At 61.9% G+C, this 23,707-nt stretch carries 24 protein-coding genes; 13 read left to right on the top strand and 11 right to left on the bottom strand.

From position 1 onward, the window contains the following. Positions 1 to 29: 29 nt before the first annotated feature. Both nusA and rimP read right to left on the bottom strand, forming a co-directional pair. Positions 30 to 1,628, bottom strand: a complete 1,599-nt coding sequence (gene nusA / locus DEVEQU_RS01200) for a transcription termination factor NusA (protein ID WP_126148729.1) — start codon at positions 1,626 to 1,628, stop codon at positions 30 to 32. Beyond that, the gene (gene rimP, locus DEVEQU_RS01195; RefSeq protein ID WP_126148728.1) at positions 1,628 to 2,254 is read right to left on the bottom strand and encodes a ribosome maturation factor RimP; all 627 of its coding nucleotides are present in this window, start codon (positions 2,252 to 2,254) and stop codon (positions 1,628 to 1,630) included. Before rimP ends, nusA begins: the two co-directional genes overlap by 1 nt. Positions 2,255 to 2,582: 328 nt before the next feature. Between rimP and DEVEQU_RS01190 the strand changes: the two genes are divergently transcribed. Next, entirely contained in the window at positions 2,583 to 2,822 is a 240-nt protein-coding gene (locus tag DEVEQU_RS01190) for a hypothetical protein (protein WP_126148727.1), read from the top strand. 79 nt (positions 2,823 to 2,901) lie between these two features. Here the strand turns inward: DEVEQU_RS01190 and DEVEQU_RS01185 are convergent, their stop codons facing one another. The 3 genes from DEVEQU_RS01185 to metK all read right to left on the bottom strand — a co-directional run bounded on the left by DEVEQU_RS01185 (position 2,902) and on the right by metK (position 5,517). After that, a complete protein-coding gene (locus DEVEQU_RS01185) occupies positions 2,902 to 3,285 on the bottom strand; it encodes a winged helix-turn-helix transcriptional regulator (protein ID WP_126148726.1) in 384 nt (127 codons plus the stop codon). Between the two features lie 88 nt (positions 3,286 to 3,373). Then, a complete protein-coding gene (gene trmB, locus DEVEQU_RS01180) occupies positions 3,374 to 4,084 on the bottom strand; it encodes a tRNA (guanosine(46)-N7)-methyltransferase TrmB (RefSeq protein ID WP_126148725.1) in 711 nt (236 codons plus the stop codon). A gap of 176 nt (positions 4,085 to 4,260) precedes the next feature. Then, positions 4,261 to 5,517 (bottom strand): methionine adenosyltransferase, encoded by a 1,257-nt coding sequence (gene metK, locus DEVEQU_RS01175; protein WP_126148724.1) that lies wholly within the window; start codon positions 5,515 to 5,517, stop codon positions 4,261 to 4,263. A 242-nt stretch (positions 5,518 to 5,759) separates the two neighbouring features. Here metK and DEVEQU_RS01170 point away from each other — a divergent pair, with 242 nt between their 5' ends. From DEVEQU_RS01170 to rpoN, 5 genes are all read left to right on the top strand, one after another. Next, the gene (locus DEVEQU_RS01170; RefSeq protein ID WP_126148723.1) at positions 5,760 to 6,374 is read left to right on the top strand and encodes a ribonuclease D; all 615 of its coding nucleotides are present in this window, start codon (positions 5,760 to 5,762) and stop codon (positions 6,372 to 6,374) included. Positions 6,375 to 6,389: 15 nt separating this feature from the next. Then, positions 6,390 to 7,019, top strand: coding sequence for a hypothetical protein (locus DEVEQU_RS01165; RefSeq protein ID WP_126148722.1), 630 nt, complete (start codon positions 6,390 to 6,392; stop codon positions 7,017 to 7,019). 5 nt (positions 7,020 to 7,024) lie between these two features. Beyond that, positions 7,025 to 7,477 carry an LptA/OstA family protein gene (locus DEVEQU_RS01160; protein ID WP_126148721.1) on the top strand — a complete coding sequence of 151 codons (453 nt, stop codon included), beginning with the start codon at positions 7,025 to 7,027 and terminating at the stop codon, positions 7,475 to 7,477. After that, positions 7,426 to 8,232: an LPS export ABC transporter ATP-binding protein gene (gene lptB, locus DEVEQU_RS01155; RefSeq protein ID WP_386849547.1), complete on the top strand. Its 807-nt coding sequence runs from the start codon at positions 7,426 to 7,428 to the stop codon at positions 8,230 to 8,232. Before DEVEQU_RS01160 ends, lptB begins: the two co-directional genes overlap by 52 nt. A 113-nt stretch (positions 8,233 to 8,345) precedes the next feature. Next, positions 8,346 to 9,854 carry an RNA polymerase factor sigma-54 gene (rpoN, locus tag DEVEQU_RS01150; protein ID WP_126148719.1) on the top strand — a complete coding sequence of 503 codons (1,509 nt, stop codon included), beginning with the start codon at positions 8,346 to 8,348 and terminating at the stop codon, positions 9,852 to 9,854. Between the two features lie 9 nt (positions 9,855 to 9,863). Here the strand turns inward: rpoN and DEVEQU_RS01145 are convergent, their stop codons facing one another. Then, positions 9,864 to 10,553 (bottom strand): TetR/AcrR family transcriptional regulator, encoded by a 690-nt coding sequence (locus DEVEQU_RS01145; RefSeq protein WP_126148718.1) that lies wholly within the window; start codon positions 10,551 to 10,553, stop codon positions 9,864 to 9,866. 333 nt (positions 10,554 to 10,886) lie between these two features. On the opposite strand from DEVEQU_RS01145, the gene DEVEQU_RS01140 reads away from it, so the two are divergent. The 3 genes from DEVEQU_RS01140 (at position 10,887) to DEVEQU_RS01130 (ending at position 14,184) form a co-directional block, all read left to right on the top strand. Beyond that, positions 10,887 to 12,038, top strand: a complete 1,152-nt coding sequence (locus DEVEQU_RS01140; RefSeq protein WP_126148717.1) for a Gfo/Idh/MocA family protein — start codon at positions 10,887 to 10,889, stop codon at positions 12,036 to 12,038. Positions 12,039 to 12,193: 155 nt separating this feature from the next. Continuing rightward, positions 12,194 to 13,363 carry a dihydrodipicolinate synthase family protein gene (locus tag DEVEQU_RS01135; RefSeq protein WP_126148716.1) on the top strand — a complete coding sequence of 390 codons (1,170 nt, stop codon included), beginning with the start codon at positions 12,194 to 12,196 and terminating at the stop codon, positions 13,361 to 13,363. Next, positions 13,360 to 14,184, top strand: coding sequence for a sugar phosphate isomerase/epimerase family protein (locus tag DEVEQU_RS01130; protein ID WP_126148715.1), 825 nt, complete (start codon positions 13,360 to 13,362; stop codon positions 14,182 to 14,184). The genes DEVEQU_RS01135 and DEVEQU_RS01130 overlap by 4 nt, the downstream gene beginning before the upstream one ends. Positions 14,185 to 14,243: 59 nt before the next feature. Here DEVEQU_RS01130 and DEVEQU_RS01125 read toward each other — a convergent pair whose 3' ends face one another. The 4 genes from DEVEQU_RS01125 to DEVEQU_RS01110 form a co-directional block, all read right to left on the bottom strand. Then, the gene (locus DEVEQU_RS01125; protein ID WP_126148714.1) at positions 14,244 to 14,630 is read right to left on the bottom strand and encodes a DUF2147 domain-containing protein; all 387 of its coding nucleotides are present in this window, start codon (positions 14,628 to 14,630) and stop codon (positions 14,244 to 14,246) included. A 204-nt stretch (positions 14,631 to 14,834) separates the two neighbouring features. Next, on the bottom strand, positions 14,835 to 16,040 hold the full coding sequence (locus DEVEQU_RS01120) for a class I SAM-dependent RNA methyltransferase (RefSeq protein WP_126148713.1): 1,206 nt from the start codon (positions 16,038 to 16,040) through the stop codon (positions 14,835 to 14,837). A 114-nt stretch (positions 16,041 to 16,154) separates the two neighbouring features. Continuing rightward, positions 16,155 to 16,994, bottom strand: coding sequence for a cell wall hydrolase (locus DEVEQU_RS01115; protein ID WP_126148712.1), 840 nt, complete (start codon positions 16,992 to 16,994; stop codon positions 16,155 to 16,157). Between the two features lie 415 nt (positions 16,995 to 17,409). After that, positions 17,410 to 18,099, bottom strand: a complete 690-nt coding sequence (locus DEVEQU_RS01110; RefSeq protein ID WP_223214062.1) for an HAD family hydrolase — start codon at positions 18,097 to 18,099, stop codon at positions 17,410 to 17,412. Between the two features lie 90 nt (positions 18,100 to 18,189). Between DEVEQU_RS01110 and DEVEQU_RS01105 the strand changes: the two genes are divergently transcribed. From DEVEQU_RS01105 to DEVEQU_RS01095, 3 genes are all read left to right on the top strand, one after another. After that, complete coding sequence (locus DEVEQU_RS01105; protein ID WP_126148711.1) at positions 18,190 to 19,599, top strand: protein adenylyltransferase SelO; 1,410 nt, start codon at positions 18,190 to 18,192, stop codon at positions 19,597 to 19,599. Positions 19,600 to 19,610: 11 nt separating this feature from the next. Next, a complete protein-coding gene (locus DEVEQU_RS01100) occupies positions 19,611 to 20,165 on the top strand; it encodes a gamma carbonic anhydrase family protein (protein WP_126148710.1) in 555 nt (184 codons plus the stop codon). Positions 20,166 to 20,244: 79 nt separating this feature from the next. Beyond that, on the top strand, positions 20,245 to 20,625 hold the full coding sequence (locus DEVEQU_RS01095; protein ID WP_126148709.1) for a hypothetical protein: 381 nt from the start codon (positions 20,245 to 20,247) through the stop codon (positions 20,623 to 20,625). 5 nt (positions 20,626 to 20,630) lie between these two features. Here the strand turns inward: DEVEQU_RS01095 and DEVEQU_RS01090 are convergent, their stop codons facing one another. Beyond that, positions 20,631 to 22,043 (bottom strand): helix-turn-helix domain-containing protein, encoded by a 1,413-nt coding sequence (locus DEVEQU_RS01090; RefSeq protein WP_126148708.1) that lies wholly within the window; start codon positions 22,041 to 22,043, stop codon positions 20,631 to 20,633. A 125-nt stretch (positions 22,044 to 22,168) separates the two neighbouring features. On the opposite strand from DEVEQU_RS01090, the gene DEVEQU_RS01085 reads away from it, so the two are divergent. After that, positions 22,169 to 23,701 carry an acyl-CoA carboxylase subunit beta gene (locus DEVEQU_RS01085; RefSeq protein WP_126148707.1) on the top strand — a complete coding sequence of 511 codons (1,533 nt, stop codon included), beginning with the start codon at positions 22,169 to 22,171 and terminating at the stop codon, positions 23,699 to 23,701. Positions 23,702 to 23,707: the final 6 nt, after the last annotated feature.

Below are 23,707 nucleotides of genomic sequence, written 5' to 3'. Positions count from 1 at the left end.
AGGCCGGGTGCCCCAAAGGAAGGCGGTCCTTAGACCGCCTCCTCCTCGGTTTCGACCACATCGTCTTCGGCCGGAAGATCCTCGGCACTGATCCAGCCAGCCCGGATGCGGGCCTGCATGATCATGTCCTCGGCTTCTTCGCGGGAGATGGGGAAGTCCTTGAAGGTCCCTTCGTAGCGCTTGGTTTCGCCATCCTTGCGTTCAGTCCAGCCCACCAGGTCATCGGCGGCGCAACCGGCGAAATCTTCAACCGACTTCACCTCGTCCTTGCCCAGTGCCACCAGCATGGCGGCATTGAGGCCGGCGATTTCGTAGAGTTCGTCCTCGACGCCCAGCGCCTTGCGCTCTTCGTCGAACTTGCGATCGATCTCGGCCAGGTATTCAGCCGCGCGGTTCTGAATTTCGCCGGCGGTCTCTTCGTCAAAGCCATCGATGGAGGCAATCTCACCCGGTTCGATATAGGCCAGTTCCTCGACCGAGGAGAAACCCTCGGAGGCGAGCAACTGGGCCACCATCTCGTCGACGTCGAGTGCTTCCATGAACAGGGTCGAGCGCTCGGTGAATTCCTTCTGGCGGCGTTCGCTTTCTTCCTGCTCGGTCAGGATGTCGATATCCCAGCCGATCAGCTGCGAAGCAAGTCGCACATTCTGACCGCGGCGACCGATGGCGAGCGAGAGCTGCTCGTCGGGAACCACGACTTCGATGCGCTCGGCCTGTTCGTCGAGCACCACCTTGGCGACATCGGCCGGCTGCAGCGCCGAGACCACGAGGTCGGCAATGGTATCGGTCCAGGGAATGATGTCGATCTTTTCGCCCTGCAATTCGGCAACCACCGCCTGAACGCGAGAGCCGCGCATACCAACGCAGGCGCCGACCGGGTCGATCGAAGAATCGTTCGATGTCACGGCAATCTTGGCCCGGGAGCCGGGATCGCGGGCGATGGAGCGGATGGTGATCACGCCATCATAGATCTCGGGCACTTCCTGCATGAACAACTTTGCCATGAACTGCGGATGCGTGCGTGAGAGGAAAATCTGCGGACCGCGCTGTTCGCGGCGCACGTCATAGATATAGGCGCGCACGCGATCGCCGTAGCGGAACATTTCGCGCGGGATCAGCTCGTCGCGGCGGATAATGGCTTCGCCACGGCCGAGGTCGACGATGACATTGCCATATTCGACGCGCTTGACCGTGCCATTGACGATCTCGCCGACGCGGCTGGTATATTCCTCGAACATGCGGTCGCGCTCGGCATCGCGCACCTTCTGCACGATCACCTGCTTGGCCGACTGGGCGGCGATGCGACCGAATTCCATCGGCGGCAGCGGCTCGGTGAGGAAGTCACCAACCTTGGCGGTAGGGTTCTTGACCTGGGCCAGCTTGAGGCTGACTTGGCGGGAGGGTTCTTCGACGGAGTCGACGATCTCGAGCAGGCGCCACATGCGGGTTTCGCCAGAGCGCGGATTGATCTCCACCTTGATCTCGGTCTCGGCGCCATAGCGGCCCTTGGCGGCCTTTTCCATGGCGTCCTGCATGGCCTCGATCACGACCATGCGTTCGATCGACTTTTCGCGGGCAACAGCATCAGCAATCTGCAACAGCTCAAGGCGGTTCGCGCTAACGGCCATTATTTGGTCTCCTCGGGGAGGTTATCGTCATTGTCGGCGTCGGCATATTCGACCGTCTCGGTCTCGTCGTCGTCGATGGGGTGCAGCTCCTGGTCGGCGCGCGCCTGATCCATGAGCTTGTCGGTCATTACCAGCTTGGCCTCGGCAATGGTCGAGAAGGCCAGCTTGTGGTCGGGATCAGTGCCGCCGGGCGCGTCGGGCAGGCGAATGGTGACGCCCTCGTCATCGACGGCATGGATATCGCCACGGAAACGCTTGCGACCATTGATCATGTCGAGCAGCTCGACCTTGGCCTCATGGCCCAGGAAGCGCTCATAGTCGCGCTTGCGCACCAGAGGACGATCAATGCCCGGAGAAGAGACTTCCAGGTGGTATTCGCGATCGATCGGGTCTTCCACGTCCAGAACCGGGGAGAGGTCCTTGGACAGGGTCTCGCAGTCGGTAATGTTGAAACGGCCATGCTCATCTTCGGCCATGATCTGCAGCGTGCAGCCGTTTTCAGGGGTGATTTTCACCCGCACCAGCGCAAAGCCCAGATCATTGGCCACCGGCTCGACAATGCGAGCGATGCGGGCTTCGAGCCCGGTTTCCTTGATGTAGCGCTTTTCGGCGATATCGAAAGCCATGAGGGTCCGGATAAACAAAAAGAGCGGGGCCGGTCAGGGCACCACTCTCGAATGAGAGCAACGATGTGCGCCTCATATAGATGCAAAGCGTTCAAAAGGCAAGAGCGGAGCCCACCCGCACCCCGCCCAACTGCCGGGCTGGACCCAGTATCAGGGGCGATACGCAGTTTCCACGGAGAAACCAGGTTTCCATCAAAGCCCTTGATTTCCTTAGGCAAACCCTCGGGCGTGAGGACCGGCTTTCAAGGGGCAAAAACAAGTTTTCAGCGTCTTGTGGGTGATCTTGGCGGCTCACATCTCTGGTGCGTTCAACAGAAAGGAACACATCATGTTCAAGAACAGCGTCATAGCCCTCACCACTGCCGCTCTGCTCGTCGGCGCTGCTGCACCGGCCTTTGCCGACAGCTTCGACTCCGATCTGGCTCTGGCACGCCTGCAGGAACAGGGCATCAATGCCACCGCAGCCGAAGAATGGGGCGATCTGGTTCGCGCCTTCGTCGTCACGCCTGAAGGCCGTTTGGTCATGCAGTTCTACAGCACCGACACGCTGTCCCCTGTCAGCCTCTAGTGCCGGCCGAGCACGGCGCCGCCCCAGGGCGGCGCCCGTAGCCTTGTTGTGATTGGGTGGGCTGCTGACGCAGACCGCCCTATTCTTCTTCTACGTGGATAGAAACGCTGGTTCCCAGCCCGTCGAAACGGATACGGGCCGCCACCACATGGGCGCGGTTGCGCAAAGCAAAGCGGCGCCAGCCATCGGCCAGTTCCAGCAATTCCTCGCCCAGAGCGGTCAGCGCGTAATCGACGCGCGGCGGTATGGTGGCGAAAGCGCTGCGCGAGATATAGCCATCCCGCTCCAGGTCTCGCAGCGTTGTGGTCAGCGATTTCTGCGAAATCCCGCCCAGGGCGCGGCGCAGTTCATTGAAGCGCCGAGACCCATCGCGCAGTTCGGAAATCACCACCAGCGTCCACTTTCCCGGCCGCACCTCCAGCATCTCATTGGTCTGGGAGTCGATCGGCAATTGGGTGGACATGACGCTATCCTGGGCTTGTAAGACCCCGATATGGTGTCATTTGCGCCGACATCCAGCCCCGGCGGTCAAGAAACGTGCTGTTCTGCCCTCAGGGTTGGCGCCGGGTGAACGAAAAGTAAAAGCTGATCATGCGGCCTTCACGGCGCGCCTTCTGCTCATATCGGGTCGGCTGCCAGCCCGGATAGGGCTTATGCCAGGAACCCGGCGCATCGGGCAAAAACTCAAAATCGGGCGAACGCACGATATGGGCGAGCGTCCAGTCGGCATAGTCTTCGATATCGGTCGCGAAGTGAAAGCTGCCACCGGGGCGAATAACCCGCGCCAGCTCGGCCAGGGTGACCGGTGAAACGAAGCGGCGCTTGTGGTGGCGCGTCTTGGGCCAAGGATCGGGATAAAGCAGATAGACCGCGTCGACCGAGGCGGTGGGCATGACCATCAGCAGCTTGAGCGCATCGTCGGTAAAGAGCCGCACATTATCCAGCGCGCGTGCCGCGATCGCCTGCACCATCTTGCCGATGCCGCCAGTGAAGACTTCACAGCCGATAAAACCGGTTTCCGGCTCTTCGGCTGCCTTGCGCGCCAGATGCTCGCCGCCGCCATAGCCGATTTCGACGACCATGCGCTTCGCATCGGGAAACAGCTCTTTTGGATCGATATGGTCGGCCAGTGGCAGCTCAACCTGTGGCAACAGGTCGTCCACAAGGGCCTTTTGCCCGCCATGCAGGGTCTTTCCGGACCGCCGCCCGAAAAAGGCACGCGGTTCGCCATCGCGGGTTTTGGGAAGTTCGTGATCGCTCATGCGCCTGTCCGCTGTTGAATGGCCATTTCTCGCCCTACCACCACGCCTGCCCCTCTGGCTTGACCCCAAGGCTGCTAAAGAGGCCCATAAAAACGAAGCACCCTCGGGTCAAGCCCGAGGGTGAGGATCGCGGCAAAGGCGAAGTGGCGCCTCAATACTAAATTCCGGCGCGCGAACTACCGCACTGCCTCTTTCAGCGCCTTGACCAGATCGGTCTTCTCCCAGGAGAAGCTGCCATCGCGGCCGGCCTTGCGGCCGAAATGGCCATAGGCGGAAGTCTTGGCATAGATGGGCTTGTTGAGGTCGAGATGGGTGCGGATGCCGCGTGGGGTCAGGTCCATCACTTCGGCCAGAGCGGTTTCGAGCTTGGCCTCGTCGACCTTGCCGGTGCCGTGCAGGTCGACATAGATCGACAGCGGCTTGGCGACGCCGATTGCGTAGGAAAGCTGGATCGTGGCGCGATCGGCGAGGCCGGCGGCGACGACATTCTTGGCCAGATAGCGTGCGGCATAGGCGGCCGAGCGGTCCACCTTGGTGGGATCCTTGCCCGAAAAGGCGCCGCCGCCATGGGGGGCCGCGCCACCATAGGTGTCGACGATGATCTTGCGGCCGGTAAGGCCGGCGTCACCGTCAGGTCCGCCGACAACGAACTTGCCAGTGGGATTGATGTGCCACACGGTCTCGTCGCTGATCCAGCCATCCGGCAGTGCCTGGCGGATATAGGGCTCGACAATGCGACGAACATCGGCCGAAGTCAGCGTCTCGTCCAAATGCTGGGTCGACAGCACGATCTGGGTCACGCCGACCGGCTGGCCGTCCTGGTACTTCACCGTCACCTGGCTCTTGGCATCGGGGCCAAGCACGGCAGCGGGTCCGGTGCCAGACTTGCGGGCTTCGGTCAGCGTTTCGAGAATCTTGTGGGCGTAGTAGATTGGCGCAGGCAGAAGTTCGGGCGTTTCGCGGCTGGCATAGCCGAACATGATGCCCTGGTCGCCAGCGCCGACATCCTTGTCGCCGCTTGCATCGACGCCCTGGGCAATATCAGCCGACTGGCCGTGCAGCAGCACATCGATACGGCAGGTCTTCCAATGGAAGCCAGGCTGCTCATAGCCAATGGCCCGAATGGCCTTGCGCGCGGCGGACTTGAATTTTGAAGGATTGACCAGCGGCGCCCCAGCGGCGTCGTGCAGCACTTTGCCATCCTTGCCCCTTTTGAGCAGCGTGTCGGGCACGCGCACTTCACCGGCAATGACGACGCGATTGGTTGTGGCCAGTGTCTCGCAGGCGATGCGAACGCTGGCCGGGTCCATGCCTGCCTTCTTGGCTTCCTTGAACACCAGATCGACGATTTCGTCGGAAATCCGGTCGCAGACCTTGTCGGGATGGCCCTCGGAAACGGATTCCGAGGTGAAGAGATAAGACGAACGGGCCACGTTAAACCTCTTTGCTAGTGGCGAGGGCGCACGCGGGAGTGCGCGTGTGGAGACAGCTCTCTCCACACTTTCAGCCCTGCTTGTCGCAGGAACAGGGGCGGAAATCAATGGGCACATAAAGAAAGCTTTATATCGCCCCAAGGAGGATTGACGCCAATTCTTTGCTGCCGCGCGCCCATGCCTTTTCTTGGCCATCGCTCTGTGCCAAGAGGAATGCCAACAAAACAATGGGATCAAAGACCATGGCCATCCGAGTGCATCGCGGCGACCTGCCAAACCTTTCCAATTACGGCCGCTCCGTTGCGATCGACACTGAAACCATGGGCCTCAATCCGCACCGCGACCGGCTCTGCGTAGTGCAGCTGTCGCCCGGCGATGGCAGCGCCGATGTGGTCCAGATCCCCCAGGACGCGACCGAGGCGCCCAACCTCGTCAAACTTCTGTCCGATCCCGGCGTCACCAAAATCTTCCACTATGCGCGTTTCGACGTCGCCGTGCTGCAGAACCGCTTCGGTGTCGTCACCGGCCCGGTCTATTGCACCAAGATCGCTTCGAAGCTGGTGCGCACCTATACCGACCGTCATGGGCTGAAGGAGCTGGTGCGCGAACTGCTCAATGTTGACCTTTCCAAGCAGCAACAGAGCTCCGACTGGGGTGGTGACAAGCTTTCCGACGCCCAGCTCGAATATGCGGCCTCTGACGTGCTCTACCTGCACGACCTGAAGCGCCATCTCGACCGCATGCTGGAGCGTGAAGGCCGTACGGCTCTGGCTCAGTCCTGCTTCGACTTCCTCAAGACGCGGTGCGCACTCGACCTGATGGGCTGGGAAGAGACCGACATCTTCGCCCATAGCTGACGCGGATAGATGCGCATGGCCGCCAGTCGCGGGATCGAAGACCGTCAGATGCTGTTTCGTCGCCTCGAGCGGCGAAACCGACTGGTCTCGATCCTGCGCATCGGCGTGCCGATCCTGGGTGCATTGATCCTGGTGGTCCTGGCCGCCCAGATCGTGATTTCGAGCCTGGGCAGCCGCTTCGGCATCGGACAGATCAGCATCACGCCTGAGGCGGTGATGGTGGAAGCACCCGAATATGCCGGGGTCATGGATGACGGCAGCAATTATCGCGTCTCGGCGATCTCCGCTCGCGCCTCGATGGATCACGCCGACATCATCGATCTTGCCGAAGCGTCCGTGGTGCTGAACCGCATCGACGGCGTGCAGATGCAGGCCGAAGCGCCACGGGCCGAACTGGACGTGACCCAGCAGCAGGTTTTGGTGTCGGGTATCGTCGAGATCTCCGATTCCACCGGCACCATGGGAACGCTGCGCGACTCTGTCTTTGACTGGCCGGCACGTCTGCTGACGACGCGCGGTCCAGTTGAGATCAATTACGCCGATGGCACAAAAGTGAGGGCGGAGGGCATGGTCTACGATGCCCATGCCGCAAGCTGGACTTTTTCTCGAGCCATTGTGACACTCACCCTCGATTCCGGAGACTGACCGCCATGATGCGCTTCTTGCCTGCGCTTATCGTCCTTGCCGGCCTGGTCCAGCCGGTGCTGGCCCAGCAGCAGGTCGAAATTGACGCCGACACCTTTACGGTCGATGAAGCCAGCCGCAAGGCGGTTTTTGCCGGCAATGTGGTGGTCAAGCACCCCACGGTGACCGTGTGGGCGCCCAATGTGGTGGCCACCTATGGCGCGGGCGGCACCAATGATATCGAAAGTTTCGAGGCCAGCGGCAATGTCCGGCTGAAGACCAGCGATCAGGATGCTACCGGCGAACGCGCCGTGTTCACGCCTGGCGATCAATTGCTGCGCCTGACCGGCAATGTGAAGGTCACCAATTCAGGCGGCACGGTCAGCGCCAATGAACTGGTGGTCAATCTGGCCACCAGTGTGTCGACATTCACCAGCGGCGGCGGTGGTCGCGTCACGGGCGTTTTCACCTCGCAATGACCGATAGCAGCGCCCGTCCCCGCATCGACCAGACCGGCTGGCTGGTCGCCCATAGCCTGGCCAAGAGCTTTGGCAAGCGTGCCGTGGTGCGCGATGTCTCGCTGGCGGTGCGGCGCGGCGAAGCCGTGGGCCTGCTGGGCCCCAATGGCGCGGGCAAGACCACGGTCTTCACCATGATCATGGGCCTGGTCAAACCCGATGCCGGAAAAATCCTGCTCGATGGCAATGACATCACCCGTCTGCCGCTGTTCCAGCGCGGGCAATTGGGGATCGGTTATCTGCCGCAGGAACCCTCGATCTTTCGTGGGCTGACAGTTACCGGCAATATCATGGCCGTTCTGGAAAACCATGTGCGCGGCCGAGCCGAGCGCAAAAGACGCCTTGAGGCGCTGCTCGAAGAGTTTTCCATCACCCATCTGGCCAAGTCCAATGCTCTGGCGCTGTCCGGCGGTGAGCGCAGGCGCGTCGAGATCGCCCGGGCGCTCGCCGCCGATCCGGTTTTCATGCTCCTCGACGAACCGTTTGCCGGCGTCGACCCCATCGCGGTCGCCGAGGTCAAGGGCCTGGTGCGCCAGCTCACCCAGCGCGGCATCGGCGTTTTGATCACCGACCACGCCGTGCGCGAAACGCTTGGGCTCGTCGAGCGGGCCTATCTGATCCATGGCGGCAAGGTGATGATCCAGGGACGCCCCGAGACCATCACCGCCGACCCCGAAGCCCGCCGGGTCTATCTGGGCGACAGTTTTTCCATTTAGCGTCGGCCAAGAGACTGGCACGAAACTTGCTCCGTGCAACGATTTGAGTCATGGTGCCGGCGGGAAGCGGCCTTGGGGCCGGGATTTGCATTCTAGACAGAGACGGTTGACGTATGGCGCTTTCGCCACGGCTGGAGTTCCGCCAGTCCCAGTCGCTGACATTGACACCACAGTTGATGCAGTCGATCCGGCTGCTGCAGCTCAGCCATCTCGAGCTCAACGACTTCGTTGATGCCGAGCTTCTGCGCAATCCGCTGCTTGAGCGCGACGAGGGAGGCGGCGCCGATGATGCCGAGCCCACCGAACCGGCCGAGCGCGCCACCGAACTCAGTGCCTATGAAGACACCGTGGCGCAAGGCGACCGGATCAAAAGCGCCGACCAGATCGCCGAAGGTTATGACACCGCGGTCGAGAACGTCTTTCCCGACCAGGCGCCGCAGGAACTGAGCCAGGGCAGCAGCCCCGACCGCAATGGCAGTTTCGAGGGCGGCGAGGCGCCCGATATCGATCAGTTCGTCGCCTCGCGGCCGCGGCTTTCCGACCATCTCGAGGCCCAGGCCCATATGCTGCTGCGCAATCCGGCGGACAGGCTGATCGCTCTGCATCTGATCGACGGGCTCAACGAGGCCGGTTACCTCAGTGTCGAGTTGCAGGCGGTGGCGGATCTGCTTGGTGCCGAGGTCGAAGATGTGGAGGCGGTGCTGGGGGTGCTGCAAAGCTGCGATCCGCTCGGCATCTTTGCGCGCAGCGTGCCCGAATGCCTCGCGATCCAATTGCGTGAGCGCGATCGACTGGACCCGATGATGCAGCGCCTGCTCGACAATCTCACACTGCTCGCCGACCACAATATGCCGGCTTTGCTCAAAGCCGTAGGCTGCGACCGCGAAGATCTGGCCGACATGCTGGGCGAAATCCGCCAGCTCGACCCCAAGCCAGGTCTGGCCTTCGACAGCGCCCCGATCGAGGCGATCGTGCCCGACGTGTTCGTGCGGCCGGGCCCGGATGGCGGCTGGCAGGTGGAGCTCAATAGCGACATTCTTCCACGCGTTCTGGTGAACCGGGTCTACTACGCCACCGTTACCAAGAAGACGCGGGACAGCGCCGAAAAGACCTTCCTCTCAGATTGCCTGGCGACCGCAAATTGGTTGACCAAAAGCCTCGACCAGCGCGCCCAGACCATCACCAAGGTCGCCGCCGAGATCGTCCGGCAGCAGGACGGCTTTTTGACCCATGGGGTCGCCCATCTCAAGCCGATGACGCTGAAGATGGTGGCCGAAGCCATCGAGATGCACGAGTCTACCGTCTCTCGCGTCACCGCGCAAAAATACATGGCGACCCCACGCGGTCTCTACGAAATGAAGTATTTCTTCACCACTGCCATTGCCTCGAGCGATGGTGGCAGCGAGCATTCGGCCGAAGCCGTTCGCCACCGCATTAGGCAGTTGATCGATGCAGAAGCGGCGACGGACATCCTCTCGGACGACACCATCGCCGAAATCTTGCGCAAGGAGCAGGGGATCGACGTGGCGCGTCGGACCGTCGCCAAATATCGCGAGGGCATGAACATTCCCTCCTCGGTCATCCGTCGGCGACAGAAGAAGGAACTGGCCCGCTCGGCCTGATACGGTCGTTCAGGGGACCGGCTTGGTGCGCAAGAAATCCAGCACCATCTGCACAGCATGGGCTTCGCGCTCCTGCACCATGCCGACGCTGGAGAGATCGCGCTCGAAGATCACCGACAAAGTGGCGGTGTTGGAAACGTAGAAAAACCCCAGCGCGGCCACAGAAATGTAGAGTTGCACCGGGTCGACATCGCGCCGGAACACCCCCGTTTCTACCCCACGATCGAGAATGGCCGCAATCTGCCCAACCAGCGGGGAATGCAGCGCCTTGATGTCGGGCAAGGTTTTGAGGAAGCGTGCGTTCTCGATGTTTTCGGTGCCGAGCAGGCGCGGAAACCATGGATTGGCGAGAAAATGCCGGAAGGTGAATCGCACCAGCCGGTCCATCGCCTGGACGGGGTCGTATTGATCGAGGGACAGCGCCCGCTCGCCCTTGCGGATCTCCTGATAGGCGTCGAGCAGCACCGCCCGGTAAAGATCTTCCTTGTTGCCGAAATAGTGGTAGAGCAGCCGCTTGTTGGCGCCGGCCCGTTCGGCAATGGCGTCCACCCGCGCCCCTTCGAAGCCGCGATCGGCAAACTCCACCCGTGCCGCCGCCAGGATTGAAGCCTTGGTCTTGGCGGAATTGCGAGGACGCTTGGCCGGCTCGGCTTTGGATTTCGACGCCGGCGCCAATGCGGATGAGATGGGCTCGGACACGTCGGTTTACCGTCGGCTGGTGAGAATTGAGGACGACAAGCCAGTAACAGCGCTCATCTGTCCGGTAAAGGCGCCGTTCCCCGGCAGAGACCGCAGATGGCCGCACCAAAGCTTGCGGCTGTGAGATCAAGCTGTCAAGCTCTGATGTAACCACATAGTGACGATGCGCACAGGCGCGCTGTTACGCATATGACGGCCCGCCTCCCCCACGCGTGCAAAGCTTCAGCAGATATTCAGACCAAGGTCGAACCGCACCGACTTGACGCTGCGTGTCCGCTTCCTGTAGTGAAGTAACTAATCAGTTACACAGACTGCATGTCTAGGGAGGGTAAAATGGCCGAGCAGCGCATTGGCATCATCATGCATGGCGTCACCGGACGCATGGGCTACAACCAGCATCTGGTGCGCTCGATCCTGGCGATCCGCGACCAGGGCGGCATTGCGCTGAAAAATGGCGACCAGCTCGTGGTCGATCCGATCATTGTCGGCCGCGACCGCGACAAGATCGAAGCCCTCGCCAAGAAGCACAATATTGCGCGCTGGGGCACCGATCTCGATGCGGCGCTCGCAAATCCCGATGACACCATCTTCTTCGACGCCGGGACCACGCTGATGCGTGCCGGCCTGCTGGAGCGGGCCTTGGCCGCCGGCAAGAATGTCTATTGCGAAAAGCCGACCTCGGACGATCTCGACGTCGCCGTCAATCTCGCCAAAACCGCCCGCGCCTCCGGGCTCAAGCATGGCGTGGTGCAGGACAAGCTGTTCCTGCCCGGCCTGATGAAGCTCAAAATGCTGCGCGACAGCGGTTTCTTCGGCAAGATTTTGTCGGTGCGGGGCGAGTTCGGCTATTGGGTGTTCGAGGGCGACTGGCAGAAGGCGCAACGCCCAAGCTGGAATTATCGCAAGAACGATGGCGGCGGCATCATTCTCGATATGCTCTGCCACTGGCGTTACGTGATGGACAATCTCTTCGGCGAGGTGAAAGCTGTCTCCTGCCTCGGCGCCACCCATATTCCGCAGCGCCTCGACGAGAAGGGCAATGTGTTCGACTGCGACACCGATGACGCCGCCTATGCCACCTTCGAACTTGAAGGCGGGGTGATTGCCCAGATCAATTCCAGCTGGACCACCCGCGTCCGCCGCGACGATCTGGTCACCTTCCACGTCGATGGCACTCATGGCTCGGCGGTTGCTGGCCTCCACAAATGCTGGACCCAGCATCGGGTGAACACGCCCAAGCCGGTCTGGAATCCCGACCAGCCGCAGACCATGAACTTCTTCAACGATTGGGAAGAAGTGCCGGACAACTGGCCCGCCGATAACGGCTTCAAGGCCCAGTGGGAAATGTTCCTGCGTCACGTCGCCGAGGACGCGCCTTGGGAATATGGCCTTGAAGCCGGTGCCAAGGGTGTCCAGCTCGCCGAACTTGGTTTGAAGAGTTGGGCAGAACGCCGCTGGCTGGATGTGCCGAAGCTGGAATTCTAAGTCGCTGACGGAGTAAGCCCCCTCACCCGTCTCGGCCTTTGGCCGATCCACCCTCTCCCGCGAGGGGAGAGGGGGCACCGAGACAAACCTCGCCCTCGACGCTTGCCTTCTCCCCTTGCGGGAGAAGGTGCCCGAAGGGCGGATGAGGGGTATTCATGACTACCATCAATCTACCAAATGCCGATCGCTCGATAACGCCCTATACGCTGACTGGCGACCCCATTCCCTTCGTCAAGGTCAAGGCCAGCGACTTTCCCCGCATTGCCTATTCGGCGGCCCATGTCGTGGCCGATCCGCTGGCATTGAACGATCCCTGGCTGACCCCGGTCATCGACTGGGACACGACGCTGAAATTCCGCCATCGCATGTGGGATCTGGGCCTGGGCGTCGCCGAGGCTATGGATACCGCGCAGCGCGGCATGGGGCTGACATGGACTGAAGCCCAAGAGCTGATCCGCCGTTCGCAGGCCGAAGCGCGGACCCGCGATGACAGCCTCATCGCCTATGGCGCCGGTACCGATCACCTCATGCCCGGGCCCGATGTCACCATCGACGACATCATCAAAGCCTATGAAGAACAGGTCGGTTTCGTTGAAGCGCAGGGTGGCCGCGTCATCCTGATGGCCAGCCGCGCTCTGGCGGCGGCGGCGAAATCTCCGGACGACTATGCCCGCGTCTATGGCCATGTGCTGAGCCAGGTAAAGCAGCCTGTGATCATGCATTGGTTGGGTGAAATGTTCGATCCCGCCCTGCAGGGCTATTGGGGCAATATGGACCACGACAAGGCGATGGATACCTGCCTCGAGGTCATCGCTGCCAATGCCGACAAGGTCGATGGCATCAAGATTTCCCTGCTCTCTGCCGAGAAGGAAATCGCTATGCGCCGCCGCCTGCCTGTAGCGGTCAAAATGTATACCGGCGACGACTTCAACTATGCCGAACTGATTGCCGGGGACGAACAGGGCTATTCTCACGCCCTGCTGGGGATTTTCGACGCCATCGCCCCCGCCGCCTCTGCAGGCCTCTCTGCCCTTGGACGTGGCGACACCAAAGCGTTTTTCGATATCCTCGAACCGACCGTACCGCTCAGCCGCCATATCTTTGCGGCGCCAACGCGGTTCTACAAGACGGGCGTGGTGTTCCTTGCCTATCTCAATGGCTTGCAGGACCACTTTGCCATGATTGGCGGGCAGCATTCGACGCGCTCATTGCAGCATCTGGCGGAGCTGTTCCGCCTCGCCGACAAGGCACGGGTGCTGGCTGACCCTGAACTTGCAACGGCACGGATGAAGGCTGTGTTGGCCGTGCATGGAGTGGCATCATGACGACGCGCGGTATCTCCCTCAATCTCGCCACGACCCGCCAGCAATGGGGCTTTGCCGAAGCAGTGGATGGATGCCTGCGCGCTGGAATCACCGCTATCTCGCCCTGGCGCGACCAGATTGCCGCCATCGGCCTGGATGAAGCCGCCCGTATCGTGCGCGAGAACAAGTTGCAGGTCACGGGCGTCTGCCGTGGCGGTATGTTTCCGGCGGCAACGGCCGAAGGTCGCCAGGCCAATATCGAGGACAATCTGCGCGCCATCGACGAGGCGGCAGCGCTTAATGCCGATTGCCTGGTGCTGGTGGTTGGCGGGCTGCCGCAAGGCAGCCGCGATATCGGCGGCGCCCGCCAGATGGTAACGGACGGGATCGCTGCCATGCTGCCGCATGCCAGGGCCTCGGGCGTGAAAATCGCCATCGAGCCGCTACACCCAATGTATGCGGCGGACCGCGCCTGCGTGAACACCATCGATCAGGCGCTCGATATTTGCGAAATACTGGGCGAAACCGTTGGCGTCGCCATTGATGTCTATCACGCCTGGTGGGACCCGAACCTCGCCAATGCCATTGCCAGGGCTGGACGGATGAAGCGCATCTTCGCCCATCACATCTGCGACTGGCTGGTTCCGACCAAGGACATGCTGCTCGATCGCGGCATGATGGGCGATGGCGTCATCGACCTGCCCGGCATTCGCGCCATGATCGAAAGTGCCGGCTTCTTCGGCCCGCAGGAGGTCGAAATCTTCAGCCAAGACAATTGGTGGAAGCGGGACGGCAACGACGTACTCGCCGTAATCAAGGAGCGGGTCGCCACGGTCTGCTGACCCCGCCAAACAAAAAGCCCCGGCAGAACCGGGGCTTTTCTTTTTAACCGACGCCTCGTTTAGGAGACGCGCTCATAAGTCAGCGTCTGGCAGAGGATGGCCGCACGGCAACCGGTAATGGTCAGCGTATTGGCGTCAACCTGCTCGACTATGGCCTTGGCAGTACCACCGCCCATGGCGATCTGGCCTTCCCACTTATTATCCGCGGTCTGGGCAGCGGTCACGACCTGCGAGTTGACGAAAGCCAAGTTCTCAGGCGTACGCGAATTGCCCTGAACGTCGTTCAGCGTACCGCAGAGCTGGGTGCCATCACCGCAGGTCTTGAAGGTAAAGGTGGTCCCCCACTGGTCCTTCCAGACACCATCGGGATTGGCTGCAGACTGGGCCATGGCCGGAACAGCAAGTGCTGCAAGAGCGATGGAGGTGGCGACGAAGGATTTGAACATGGATTTCTCCGCAGACAAAGATGAAGGCGACGTGGCCGAACCACGTGCCGGAATTGGTGATGTTGGTTATGCAGAGAAAACGTGGCGAGCATCGGATCGGTTGCAGTTTTTGCCTGCAACCGGGCGGCCTCGGGGTCCATGTAAACGCCGAAATCGGACCTAAATAGCCATCAGTTCAAGAAATTCTTCTCGCCGTTTGGGCGATCACGTTTTTCTAGAGCGCCGGAAGGTGGCGGCGATTTCGATGTGACTGGACCAGGCAAACTGGTCCACGGCGACCAGGTTGGACATGGAAAAGCCACCTTTGAGCAAGGTTGCGGCATCGCGCGCAAAGCTGGCCGGGTCGCAGGCAATCATCACCACATGACCCAGCTTGGAGGCGACGATCTCGCGGACCTGGGCATCGGCCCCAGCGCGGGGCGGATCGAGCACCACGCAGTCGAAATCGAGCTCGAAGCGCGTCAAGGGATCGCGGAAGAGGTCGCGGGGCTTGGTGGTGATGGTCTTGAGGCCCTTGGTAAAACGCACGGCCTTTTCCAGCGCCTGGGTGGCGGGCTTGTCGCTGTCGGCAGCATAGACAGCTGACTTCTCTGCCAGGCGCAGCGCGAACGGCCCGATCCCGCAAAAGAGGTCGGCGACGCTTTTCACCTTGCCTACCGCGGCGACCACATAATCGGCGAGCACCTCTTCGGCGGCAGCCGTGGCTTGCAGGAACGAGCCAATAGGCAGATCCACCTCGGCGCGCCCCATGGTGATGGTTGGCGATTGGCGCAGCAGCACCATGTCGCCCTCCAGCGCCAGCCGAGCAACGCCGAGACTATTGGCCAGGGGCACGAGCTTTTCCACCCGCACTGACTTGGCGGCCTTGCGGATGCCGACATCGATCCCCGCATTTGTGGCGGTGAAACTGATGTCGCAATCGCCAAGGGCCGCGCCCAGAGCGCGCGCGATATCGGGCGCACGCGCCAGGGCAGGCACGAGGATCGGACATTGATCGAGATCGAGAAGATCGTGGCTGCGCAGTCGCATATAGCCGGCGCCGTCGCGGCGGGCGTGCAGCGTGGCGCGGCGCCGACCGGCGCCATGAGCCAGTACAAAGCCTTCGACCGACTGGTCGATGCCTGCCTGGCGCAAGGCGTTTTCCACCAGCCCGGTCTTGAATGCGGCATAGCTGGGCGCATCCAGATGCTGCAACTGGCAGCCTCCGCAGACGCCGAAATGCGCACAGAACGGGGTGGCACGATGGCGGGATGGCGCGGCGATCGCTTCAGCCCTGCCGCGATCCCCCTCAAAGCTCAGCTCGATCGTTTCGCCCGGCAGGGTGAGGGGCACGAACACACGCTTGCCATCGACAAGGGCGATGCCCTCGCCCTTGTGGCCAAGGGATTCAATAGTGGCGGTGATGGTCATGGCTCATCCGGGGCTTGCTGGCCCGAGCCCTAACGGGTTTGACGCTGTACGGCAACAGTCGCCGGTCGCAGACATCCTCGCCCGGCAGGTTTGACCAGCGGGTGGCCGAGACGATCAGGGCGCGTAAAAGATGTGGGAGTCCACTGCCGCCACCCGCGAGAAGGTGCTGGCCCAGGACGGGCGCACGGCGGTGGTGTGGTAGTATAGCGCTGAGCGCGGCAGCACGCCGATTTCTTGCCCGGTGGCATATTCTGCATAGACCTTGCCGGCCAGGGCGACCGAGCGCGACCAGGCGGCGCGTTCACTCGGCGTATCGTCACGGCCATCGCAGGCGAAGGTGAACTGGCAGCGATAGCGGCCCTTGTCGGCATTCTGGTAGACGACGCCGCATAGCGAGGACGGGAACTTGCTGGAACGGGCGCGATTGACGATGACATTGGCCACGGCCAGCTGGCCGGTTGCAGTCTCGCCGCGCGCTTCGTGGTAGATGGCCTGCGCCAGGCACTGCCGCTCATTGTCGGCGAATTCGACACGCTTCGCGGTCGGCTGATAACCGCTTTCGACATAGGCGGCCAGCAGGTCGGGCGTCACGGTCGGCTCGGGGCGCGGGACGGCCGGCTCGGTGAAGCTGGCAATAGCCGAAAGGGCGGTGTTGCCGCCTCCCAGCGAACCGCGGGCAATATAGCCCATCAGCAATTCGGTATTGAGTTCGGGCTGCGGACCGGCCAGCGTCACATCGACCGAGCGCAGTTCCTGCTGGCGCTTGACGTAATTGGCGAGCAGCGCCTCGGTCAGGGGCTGTTCACCCGCGCGCACCGGCACGGCGGTCGGGCCGATGGCGGGCTGCAGGCGGAGTTTTGCAACAGCTTCGGGAATGGGCGCCGGCAGGACCGGGCTCTCATTGGCATGGCTCGGCGACAGGGTGACAAACAGGACGAGGGCGGCGGCGCACAATGCCAGCCCCTGCGATGCAAGACGTCCGAATTTACCCTTGCCGCTGTTCTGCAATGCCCCGACCTTGCCCCTGAGCTCGTCCGGCCGTATCCGGCGAGCCTTCTATGTGGACAGTGCGCAAGGGCCCTGTCCTCAATTCCGGCAGCACACTAGCCAAGCCGGACGCACTATGGAAGCTGAAATTTACAGCCTATTAACCATAGCGCTTAGCATGTTAAAGTACGGTTAATCCAGGCGCGGGGCGATTGAAAGCCTTGATTTTCAATGACTTGATTGTTGCTGAACGGGAGGTTTCGCCATTCCGTACAGTTTTATCTGTTTACCGGAGTGGTTAATGCGTCTTCACGTTTTGGGCTCACGCAGACAAGCCCCAGCCGGCAGCGGCCGGGGTTGAAACGCTGCTGCTGCGAGGAGGTCAGCGGCGCAGGCGCGGGAAAGCGGCTAGATGCACATCCACCATGCTGGTCATCACCGAGACGCCCAGCGCATGGATCTCGTCACTGGGGCCCACAAGGTCGGGAACCATGATGGTCTGCATGCCGGCGGCATGGGCGGCGCGGACGCCGGTATGGCTGTCTTCCAGTGCCAGGCATTGGGTCGGCTCGACGCCAAGGCGTTGCGCAGCCAGCAGGTACGGTTCCGGATGCGGCTTGGGGAAGGTCACGTCGTCCCGTGTCACCACGGTTTCGAACAGGTCGAGCAAGCCGACAGCGCTCAGATGGTGCTGGGCATGAGGATTGCGTGAGGATGTGGCCACCGCCGCCGGAATGCCGCGATCGCGCAACTCGGTGATGAATTCGCGTGCCCCGGCTTTGACCGGTACGCCATCATGGCTGCGCTCGCGCATGATCACCCTGCACTTTTCGTCGAACAGCGCATAGGGGAAGGCGACGCCATAGGCCTCGAGCAGCAGACGATTGGTGGTTTCGTGGCTCGAGCCGATCATCGAGCGATGCACGTCCTCGGTCATCTCGAAGCCCAGTTCGGTGCAGACCTCGAAGACGATGGTCTTGAACACGGATTCGGTGTCGAGAATGGTGCCGTCCATGTCGAAGATGACGGCGGTGAAGGGGCTGAGGTGGCGGGTATCGGCAAGCATGGTCATCTGGCATGCTATAGTCCGATTTTGTGACAACCTCCAGACCGCGCCCTTGCAAGGCCGGTCTGCACGGACAAGAAGCCAAGGCCCGCCTCGATGACCGTTTTTCAAGCCGCGCGACGCCATGCCGAGCTCGGGACAGATTTTTTCGACCCTGTAGCCCCGGCCGATTTTCCGCGCCTGACACTACGCCATCGCGACCGCCGCTGGGCAGCGCGCCTCGGGCTTGATGGCTTGAACGAGGCGGAATGGCTAGCCCATTTCGGGCGCTTCGAGCCCCTGCCCGGCTCACTGCCAGAGCCGCTGGCCCTGCGCTATCACGGCCATCAGTTCCGCTCCTACAATCCCGATCTCGGCGACGGGCGCGGCTTTCTCTTCGGCCAGTGCGTCGATCCCGTCGATGGGCGGCTGCTCGATTTCGGCACCAAGGGCAGTGGCAAGACCCCCTGGTCGCGCGGCGGCGACGGGCGGCTGACGCTCAAGGGCGGGGTGCGCGAGGTGCTGGCCACGGAAATGCTGGAAGCCCTGGGTGTCTATACGTCCAAGAGCTTTTCGCTGGTCGAAACCGGCGAGCAACTGCATCGCGGAGACGAGCCTTCACCGACCCGTTCCTCGGTACTGACGCGGCTGAGCCACAGCCATATTCGCATCGGCACCTTCCAGCGCCTCGCTTATCTCGAAGACACGGCCAATCTCGCGCGATTGGTCGACTACGCCATCGCCAATTATTACCCGGAGCTGGCGGACGCAGATGACAAAGCCGTAGCCTTCTTGGAAGCGGTGACAAAAAACGTGGCCCGGTTGGGGGCACAATGGATCGCCGCCGGCTTCGTCCATGGGGTGCTCAATACCGACAATATCAACGTAACCGGCGAGAGTTTCGATTATGGCCCCTGGCGGTTTTTACCCGCCTATGATCCCGATTTCACCGCCGCCTATTTCGACGAAACCGGTCTCTACGCTTTTGGCCGCCAGCCCGACACACTGGCCTGGAACCTGACTCGGCTGGCCGAGTGCCTGGTGCCGCTGTCCTCCATCGAAGCGCTGGAGCCGGCGCTCAATGCCGTCTGGCCGAGTTTCCGCGCCGCCCTGCCCGCAGCCATCCTCAGGCGGCTGGGCTTGGTACCGCGCGATGTCGAAACCGATGGCGCCTTCGTCACCGCGCTGTTCGGGTTCCTGGGCGCCACCCGCGCGCCTTATGAGCAGTTCTTTTTCGACTGGCGCGGCGGGGCCCTCAGCGCCGAACGCGCTGCCCGCAGCCCATCGGCGGAACATTATGCCAGCGAGGCGTTCCGCCCGGTGGCCGACGGGCTCGAAGCCTATCACCCCACCGCCGAGGTCAATCTCGACCATCCCTATTTCGCCCGCACAACCCCGCGCACCATGCTGATCGATGAGGTCGAAGCCATCTGGGCGCCGATCGCGGCGAGCGACGACTGGTCGCTTTTCGAAAGCACACTTTCGGAAATCGCCGAGATGCGTCAAGCATATGGCATCGTTCCCTGACGGAGGCCCGCATGCCCGTTTATGCCCTTGATGGCGTTTCGCCCGAGATCGATGCTGACATCGCCTGGATCGCGCCAACGGCGGTTCTGGTTGGCGATGTGGTGGTGGGTCCCGAGGTCGGCATCTGGTTCGGGGTGGTGGCGCGCGGCGATATCGAGCGCATCACCATCGGTGCTCGCACCAATGTGCAGGAAAACTGCGTGTTGCACACCGACAGTGGCCATCCGCTTGAGATTGGCGCCAATGTCACCATCGGTCACGGTGCCATCGTGCATGGCTGCACCATTGGCGATAACTCGCTGATCGGCATGGGCGCCACGGTGCTCAATGGGGCGCGCATCGGGAAAAACTGCCTGATCGGCGCCAATGCACTGGTCACCGAGGGCAAAGTCATTCCCGACAATTCCCTGGTCATGGGCGCCCCGGCCAAGGTGGTGCGGGAGATCGACGCCGAGGGCGTGGCGGCACTTACCGCCTCGGCCGAGCGCTATGTGAAGAATGCCCGGCGCTTTGCAGCAGGGATGACGCCTGCTGATCGCTTGGCACCCGATTTCGACCCGGCATAAAGGCTGAACCCCCAGTTCAGTTCCGGTTCAGCCACAGGCCGGTAGCGTGACCTCACAACAGTTGATGAGGGAACCGAACATGAAACGCCGTCTTGCTGCCGCGCTCGTTGCCATCCTTGCCATTCAGCCGGTTGCCGCTTTTGCGCAATGCCATATCTATCAGCATCGCGACTATGGCGGCTCCAGATGGACGGTGGGGAGCAACACTATTCTCTATATGAAGAACAACCCCAATCCTGGTCTGTCCTCGACCACCAATGGCCACGGCATCGATCCGGAATATAACAAGTCCTGGAACGACCAGCTGTCCTCGTTCAAGGTCGCCCCGGGCTGCACCATCACGCTGTGGAAGAACCACGACGCCAAGGGCGACCGCTGGGAAGCCAATTCGAACTACAGCTATGTCGGTGGCAAGTGGAACGACGAGGCCTCCACGGTCATGTGCAGCTGCCGCCGCTGACGCAATCAGCCGATCTCGTAGGGCACGACGCTGCGCCGGTCCGTCGGGACACTGATACTGGCCGCCAAGGGCGGGACCGAGCGCTGCGGGCAATTGCGCCGCTCGCAGATGCGACAGGAAATGCCGATGGGATCGAAACCGGCTTTGCCCAGATCGAGATCGTCGGCATAGACCAGCCGCCCGGCATGGGTGATTTCGCAGCCCAGCGCATAGGCATAGCGCCGCGTGGTGCCGCGATAGCCGCCCAGACGCTTTTCATGGCTCCAGGCGAGGCAGAGATATTGCTTGCCATCCGGCGTTTCGGCCAATTGCCTGATGATCTGGCCATGTGCCTCGAAGGCCCGGTGCACATTCCAGAGCGGACATGCCCCGCCGAAACGGGCGAATTGCAGGGCTGTCGCGGAATGACGCTTGGTGATGGTCCCGGCCGCATCCACCCGGGCAAAGAAGAACGGCACGCCGCGTTCGCGCGGCCTTTGCATGGTGGAGAGGCGATGGGCCACCTGTTCAAGGCTGGCCCCGAACACCCGCGCCAACTGCTCGATATCGAAACGATAGCCATCGGCCGCTTTGAGAAAGGCGCCATAGGGCATGTGCAATGCCCCGGCATAGTAGTTGGCCAACCCCATGCGGGCGATACCCCGCGCCTCGGCGGTCTTGAAATTGGCGCCATCGAGCAGGCTGTCGAGAAGCGTGGTCTGCTCCAGCCCGCACAGAACGGTGGCAATCTGGAAAAACTGGCTTGATGGCTCCAGCAAACTGTTGATCCAGAGATCGCGATTGGCGCGGTCGAAATCCACCAGCCGCTCGGTCTGGCCCGGCGCATCGCGAATGACCCTTATATTGTGCATTTCGGCGCAATAATCGATCAATCGGCGCAGCCGGTCGGGGCCGAACTCACCCAACTCGGCGGCCAGCGCCTCGGCGGCGCGGTCGAGCGGATCGATATAGTTGTCGGCATAGTGGAAGAAGTCGCGCACTTCCTCATAGGCGGTCTGCACGCTGGAGCCGGGGTCGCGGGTCAGCGCCGCATCCATGCCCGCCAGGCGCTCATTGGATTTGCGATAGGCGTCGTAGAGCGCCAGCATGGCACGCGCCATGTCCGGCGCATTGCTGGCCACGGTCTTGAGATCCTGCAAATGCGGCACCGCCTCACCGAATACCGGGTCGGCCAGGGCTTCGCGCAAATCCAGCACCAGCCGGTCCGAGGCATCGGTGGCCAGGCTCGCCAGATCCAGGTGAAAATGCTCCGAAAGCGCCAGCATGACCGCCGCGGTCAGCGGGCGCTGGTTGGATTCGAGCTGATTGACATAGGACGGCGAAATATCGAGCCGCCCGGCCAGTTCGGCCTGGGTTAATTTGTGCTGAGCGCGCAGGGCCCGCAAACGCGCGCCGGCGAACACCTTCCTGGCGCCCATATTCACAACTCCACAATATCACATAGCTCGTTTTGTGTGATTGTAGCATACCCACCCTTTCCGGCCTTGGACAGGCCATAAGGCGTCGTTATGGTTTAACCCGCCCAAGAGCCGGAGAGCCGCCAATGCAGGACATCATCACCGCCCTCGAACATAAGCGCGGCGAAGCGCGGCTCGGCGGCGGTCAGCGCCGCATCGATACCCAGCATGGCAAGGGCAAGCTCACCGCCCGCGAACGCCTCGACGTGCTGCTCGATCCGGGGTCTTTCGAAGAATACGACATGTTCGTCACCCATCGGGCCACCGATTTCGGCATGGCGGATACCATCATCCCCGGCGACGGCGTCGTCACCGGTTGGGGCACGATCGATGGTCGCATGGTCTATGTGTTTTCCCAGGACTTTACCGTCTTCGGCGGCTCGCTGAGCGAAACGCATGCACAAAAGATTTGCAAGATCATGGACCTGGCCATGCAGAACGGCGCGCCGGTGATCGGGCTCAACGATTCTGGCGGCGCCCGCATTCAGGAGGGCGTGGCGGCTTTGGGCGGCTATGCCGACGTGTTCTGGCGCAATGTGCAGGCGTCGGGCGCGGTGCCGCAGATTTCGGTGATCATGGGCCCCTGCGCTGGCGGCGCGGTCTATTCCCCGGCCATGACCGACTTCATATATATGGTCGAGGATTCGAGCTACATGTTCGTGACCGGCCCGGACGTGGTCAAAACCGTGACCAACGAGATCGTCACCCAGGAAGAGCTGGGCGGCGCCTCCACCCACACCAAGATTTCCTCGGTGGCCGACGCCGCCTTTGCCAACGATATCGAGACCCTGCTCGAAGTGCGCCGGCTCTTCTCCTATCTGCCATTGGCCGCCGGGCAGAAGCCGCCGCGCCTGCCCAGCCATGACCCCAGTGATCGACGCAATGACAAGCTCGACACCATCATCCCGGACAGCGCCACCAAACCCTATGACATGCGCGAGGTGATCGAGACGGTTGCCGACGAGGGCGAGTTTCTCGAACTGCAAAAAGCCCATGCCGGCAACATTCTCATCGGCTTCATCCGCCTCGACGGGCAGACGGTGGGCGTGGTCGCCAACCAGCCGCTGGTGCTGGCCGGGTGCCTCGACATCAATGCCTCCAAGAAAGCGGCGCGCTTCATCCGTTTCTGCGACAGTTTTGAGATTCCAATTTTGACGTTTGTCGATGTTCCGGGGTTTCTTCCCGGCGTGGCGCAGGAATATGGCGGCATCATCAAGCATGGCGCGAAGCTCTTGTTCGCCTATTCGGAAGCGACAGTGCCGCTGGTGACGGTCATCACCCGCAAGGCCTATGGCGGGGCCTATGACGTGATGGCCTCAAAACACATCAAGGCCGACGTCAATTATGCATGGCCCAGTGCTGAGATCGCCGTGATGGGCGCCAAGGGCGCGACGGAAATCCTTTATCGCTCCGAGCTAAGCGACAAGGACAAGATCGCCCAGCGCACGGCAGATTACGAAGCGCGTTTTGCCAATCCGTTCGTCGCCGCCGAACGCGGCTTCATCGACGACGTCATCATGCCGCATGGCACGCGGCGACGGGTGATCCGGGCTTTCTCGACGCTCCGGCACAAGAGCGTGCAGGGGCCGAAGAAGAAGCACGACAATATTCCGTTGTGAGGAGCG

Source organism: Devosia equisanguinis (assembly GCF_900631955.1).
Taxonomy (GTDB): domain Bacteria; phylum Pseudomonadota; class Alphaproteobacteria; order Rhizobiales; family Devosiaceae; genus Devosia; species Devosia equisanguinis.
The sequence above is the reverse complement of the archived record's forward strand: the minus strand, read 5'-3'. Positions and strand labels throughout refer to the sequence as shown.

Bases quoted from the DNA above. Each gene is read 5' to 3' on its own strand.
- DEVEQU_RS01130 (WP_126148715.1), top strand. From the start codon at position 13,360: ATGACGACGCGCGGTATCTCCCTCAATCTCGCCACGACCCGCCAGCAA.
- rpoN (WP_126148719.1), top strand. From the start codon at position 8,346: ATGGCGCTTTCGCCACGGCTGGAGTTCCGCCAGTCCCAGTCGCTGACA.
- DEVEQU_RS01185 (WP_126148726.1), bottom strand. From the start codon at position 3,285: ATGTCCACCCAATTGCCGATCGACTCCCAGACCAATGAGATGCTGGAG.
- DEVEQU_RS01190 (WP_126148727.1), top strand. From the start codon at position 2,583: ATGTTCAAGAACAGCGTCATAGCCCTCACCACTGCCGCTCTGCTCGTC.
- DEVEQU_RS01125 (WP_126148714.1), bottom strand. From the start codon at position 14,630: ATGTTCAAATCCTTCGTCGCCACCTCCATCGCTCTTGCAGCACTTGCT.
- DEVEQU_RS01110 (WP_223214062.1), bottom strand. From the start codon at position 18,099: ATGACCATGCTTGCCGATACCCGCCACCTCAGCCCCTTCACCGCCGTC.
- DEVEQU_RS01100 (WP_126148710.1), top strand. From the start codon at position 19,611: ATGCCCGTTTATGCCCTTGATGGCGTTTCGCCCGAGATCGATGCTGAC.
- DEVEQU_RS01120 (WP_126148713.1), bottom strand. From the start codon at position 16,040: ATGACCATCACCGCCACTATTGAATCCCTTGGCCACAAGGGCGAGGGC.
- DEVEQU_RS01160 (WP_126148721.1), top strand. From the start codon at position 7,025: ATGATGCGCTTCTTGCCTGCGCTTATCGTCCTTGCCGGCCTGGTCCAG.
- DEVEQU_RS01170 (WP_126148723.1), top strand. From the start codon at position 5,760: ATGGCCATCCGAGTGCATCGCGGCGACCTGCCAAACCTTTCCAATTAC.
- DEVEQU_RS01140 (WP_126148717.1), top strand. From the start codon at position 10,887: ATGGCCGAGCAGCGCATTGGCATCATCATGCATGGCGTCACCGGACGC.
- nusA (WP_126148729.1), bottom strand. From the start codon at position 1,628: ATGGCCGTTAGCGCGAACCGCCTTGAGCTGTTGCAGATTGCTGATGCT.
- DEVEQU_RS01135 (WP_126148716.1), top strand. From the start codon at position 12,194: ATGACTACCATCAATCTACCAAATGCCGATCGCTCGATAACGCCCTAT.
- trmB (WP_126148725.1), bottom strand. From the start codon at position 4,084: ATGAGCGATCACGAACTTCCCAAAACCCGCGATGGCGAACCGCGTGCC.
- DEVEQU_RS01165 (WP_126148722.1), top strand. From the start codon at position 6,390: ATGGCCGCCAGTCGCGGGATCGAAGACCGTCAGATGCTGTTTCGTCGC.
- DEVEQU_RS01085 (WP_126148707.1), top strand. From the start codon at position 22,169: ATGCAGGACATCATCACCGCCCTCGAACATAAGCGCGGCGAAGCGCGG.
- DEVEQU_RS01105 (WP_126148711.1), top strand. From the start codon at position 18,190: ATGACCGTTTTTCAAGCCGCGCGACGCCATGCCGAGCTCGGGACAGAT.
- rimP (WP_126148728.1), bottom strand. From the start codon at position 2,254: ATGGCTTTCGATATCGCCGAAAAGCGCTACATCAAGGAAACCGGGCTC.
- DEVEQU_RS01090 (WP_126148708.1), bottom strand. From the start codon at position 22,043: ATGGGCGCCAGGAAGGTGTTCGCCGGCGCGCGTTTGCGGGCCCTGCGC.
- DEVEQU_RS01095 (WP_126148709.1), top strand. From the start codon at position 20,245: ATGAAACGCCGTCTTGCTGCCGCGCTCGTTGCCATCCTTGCCATTCAG.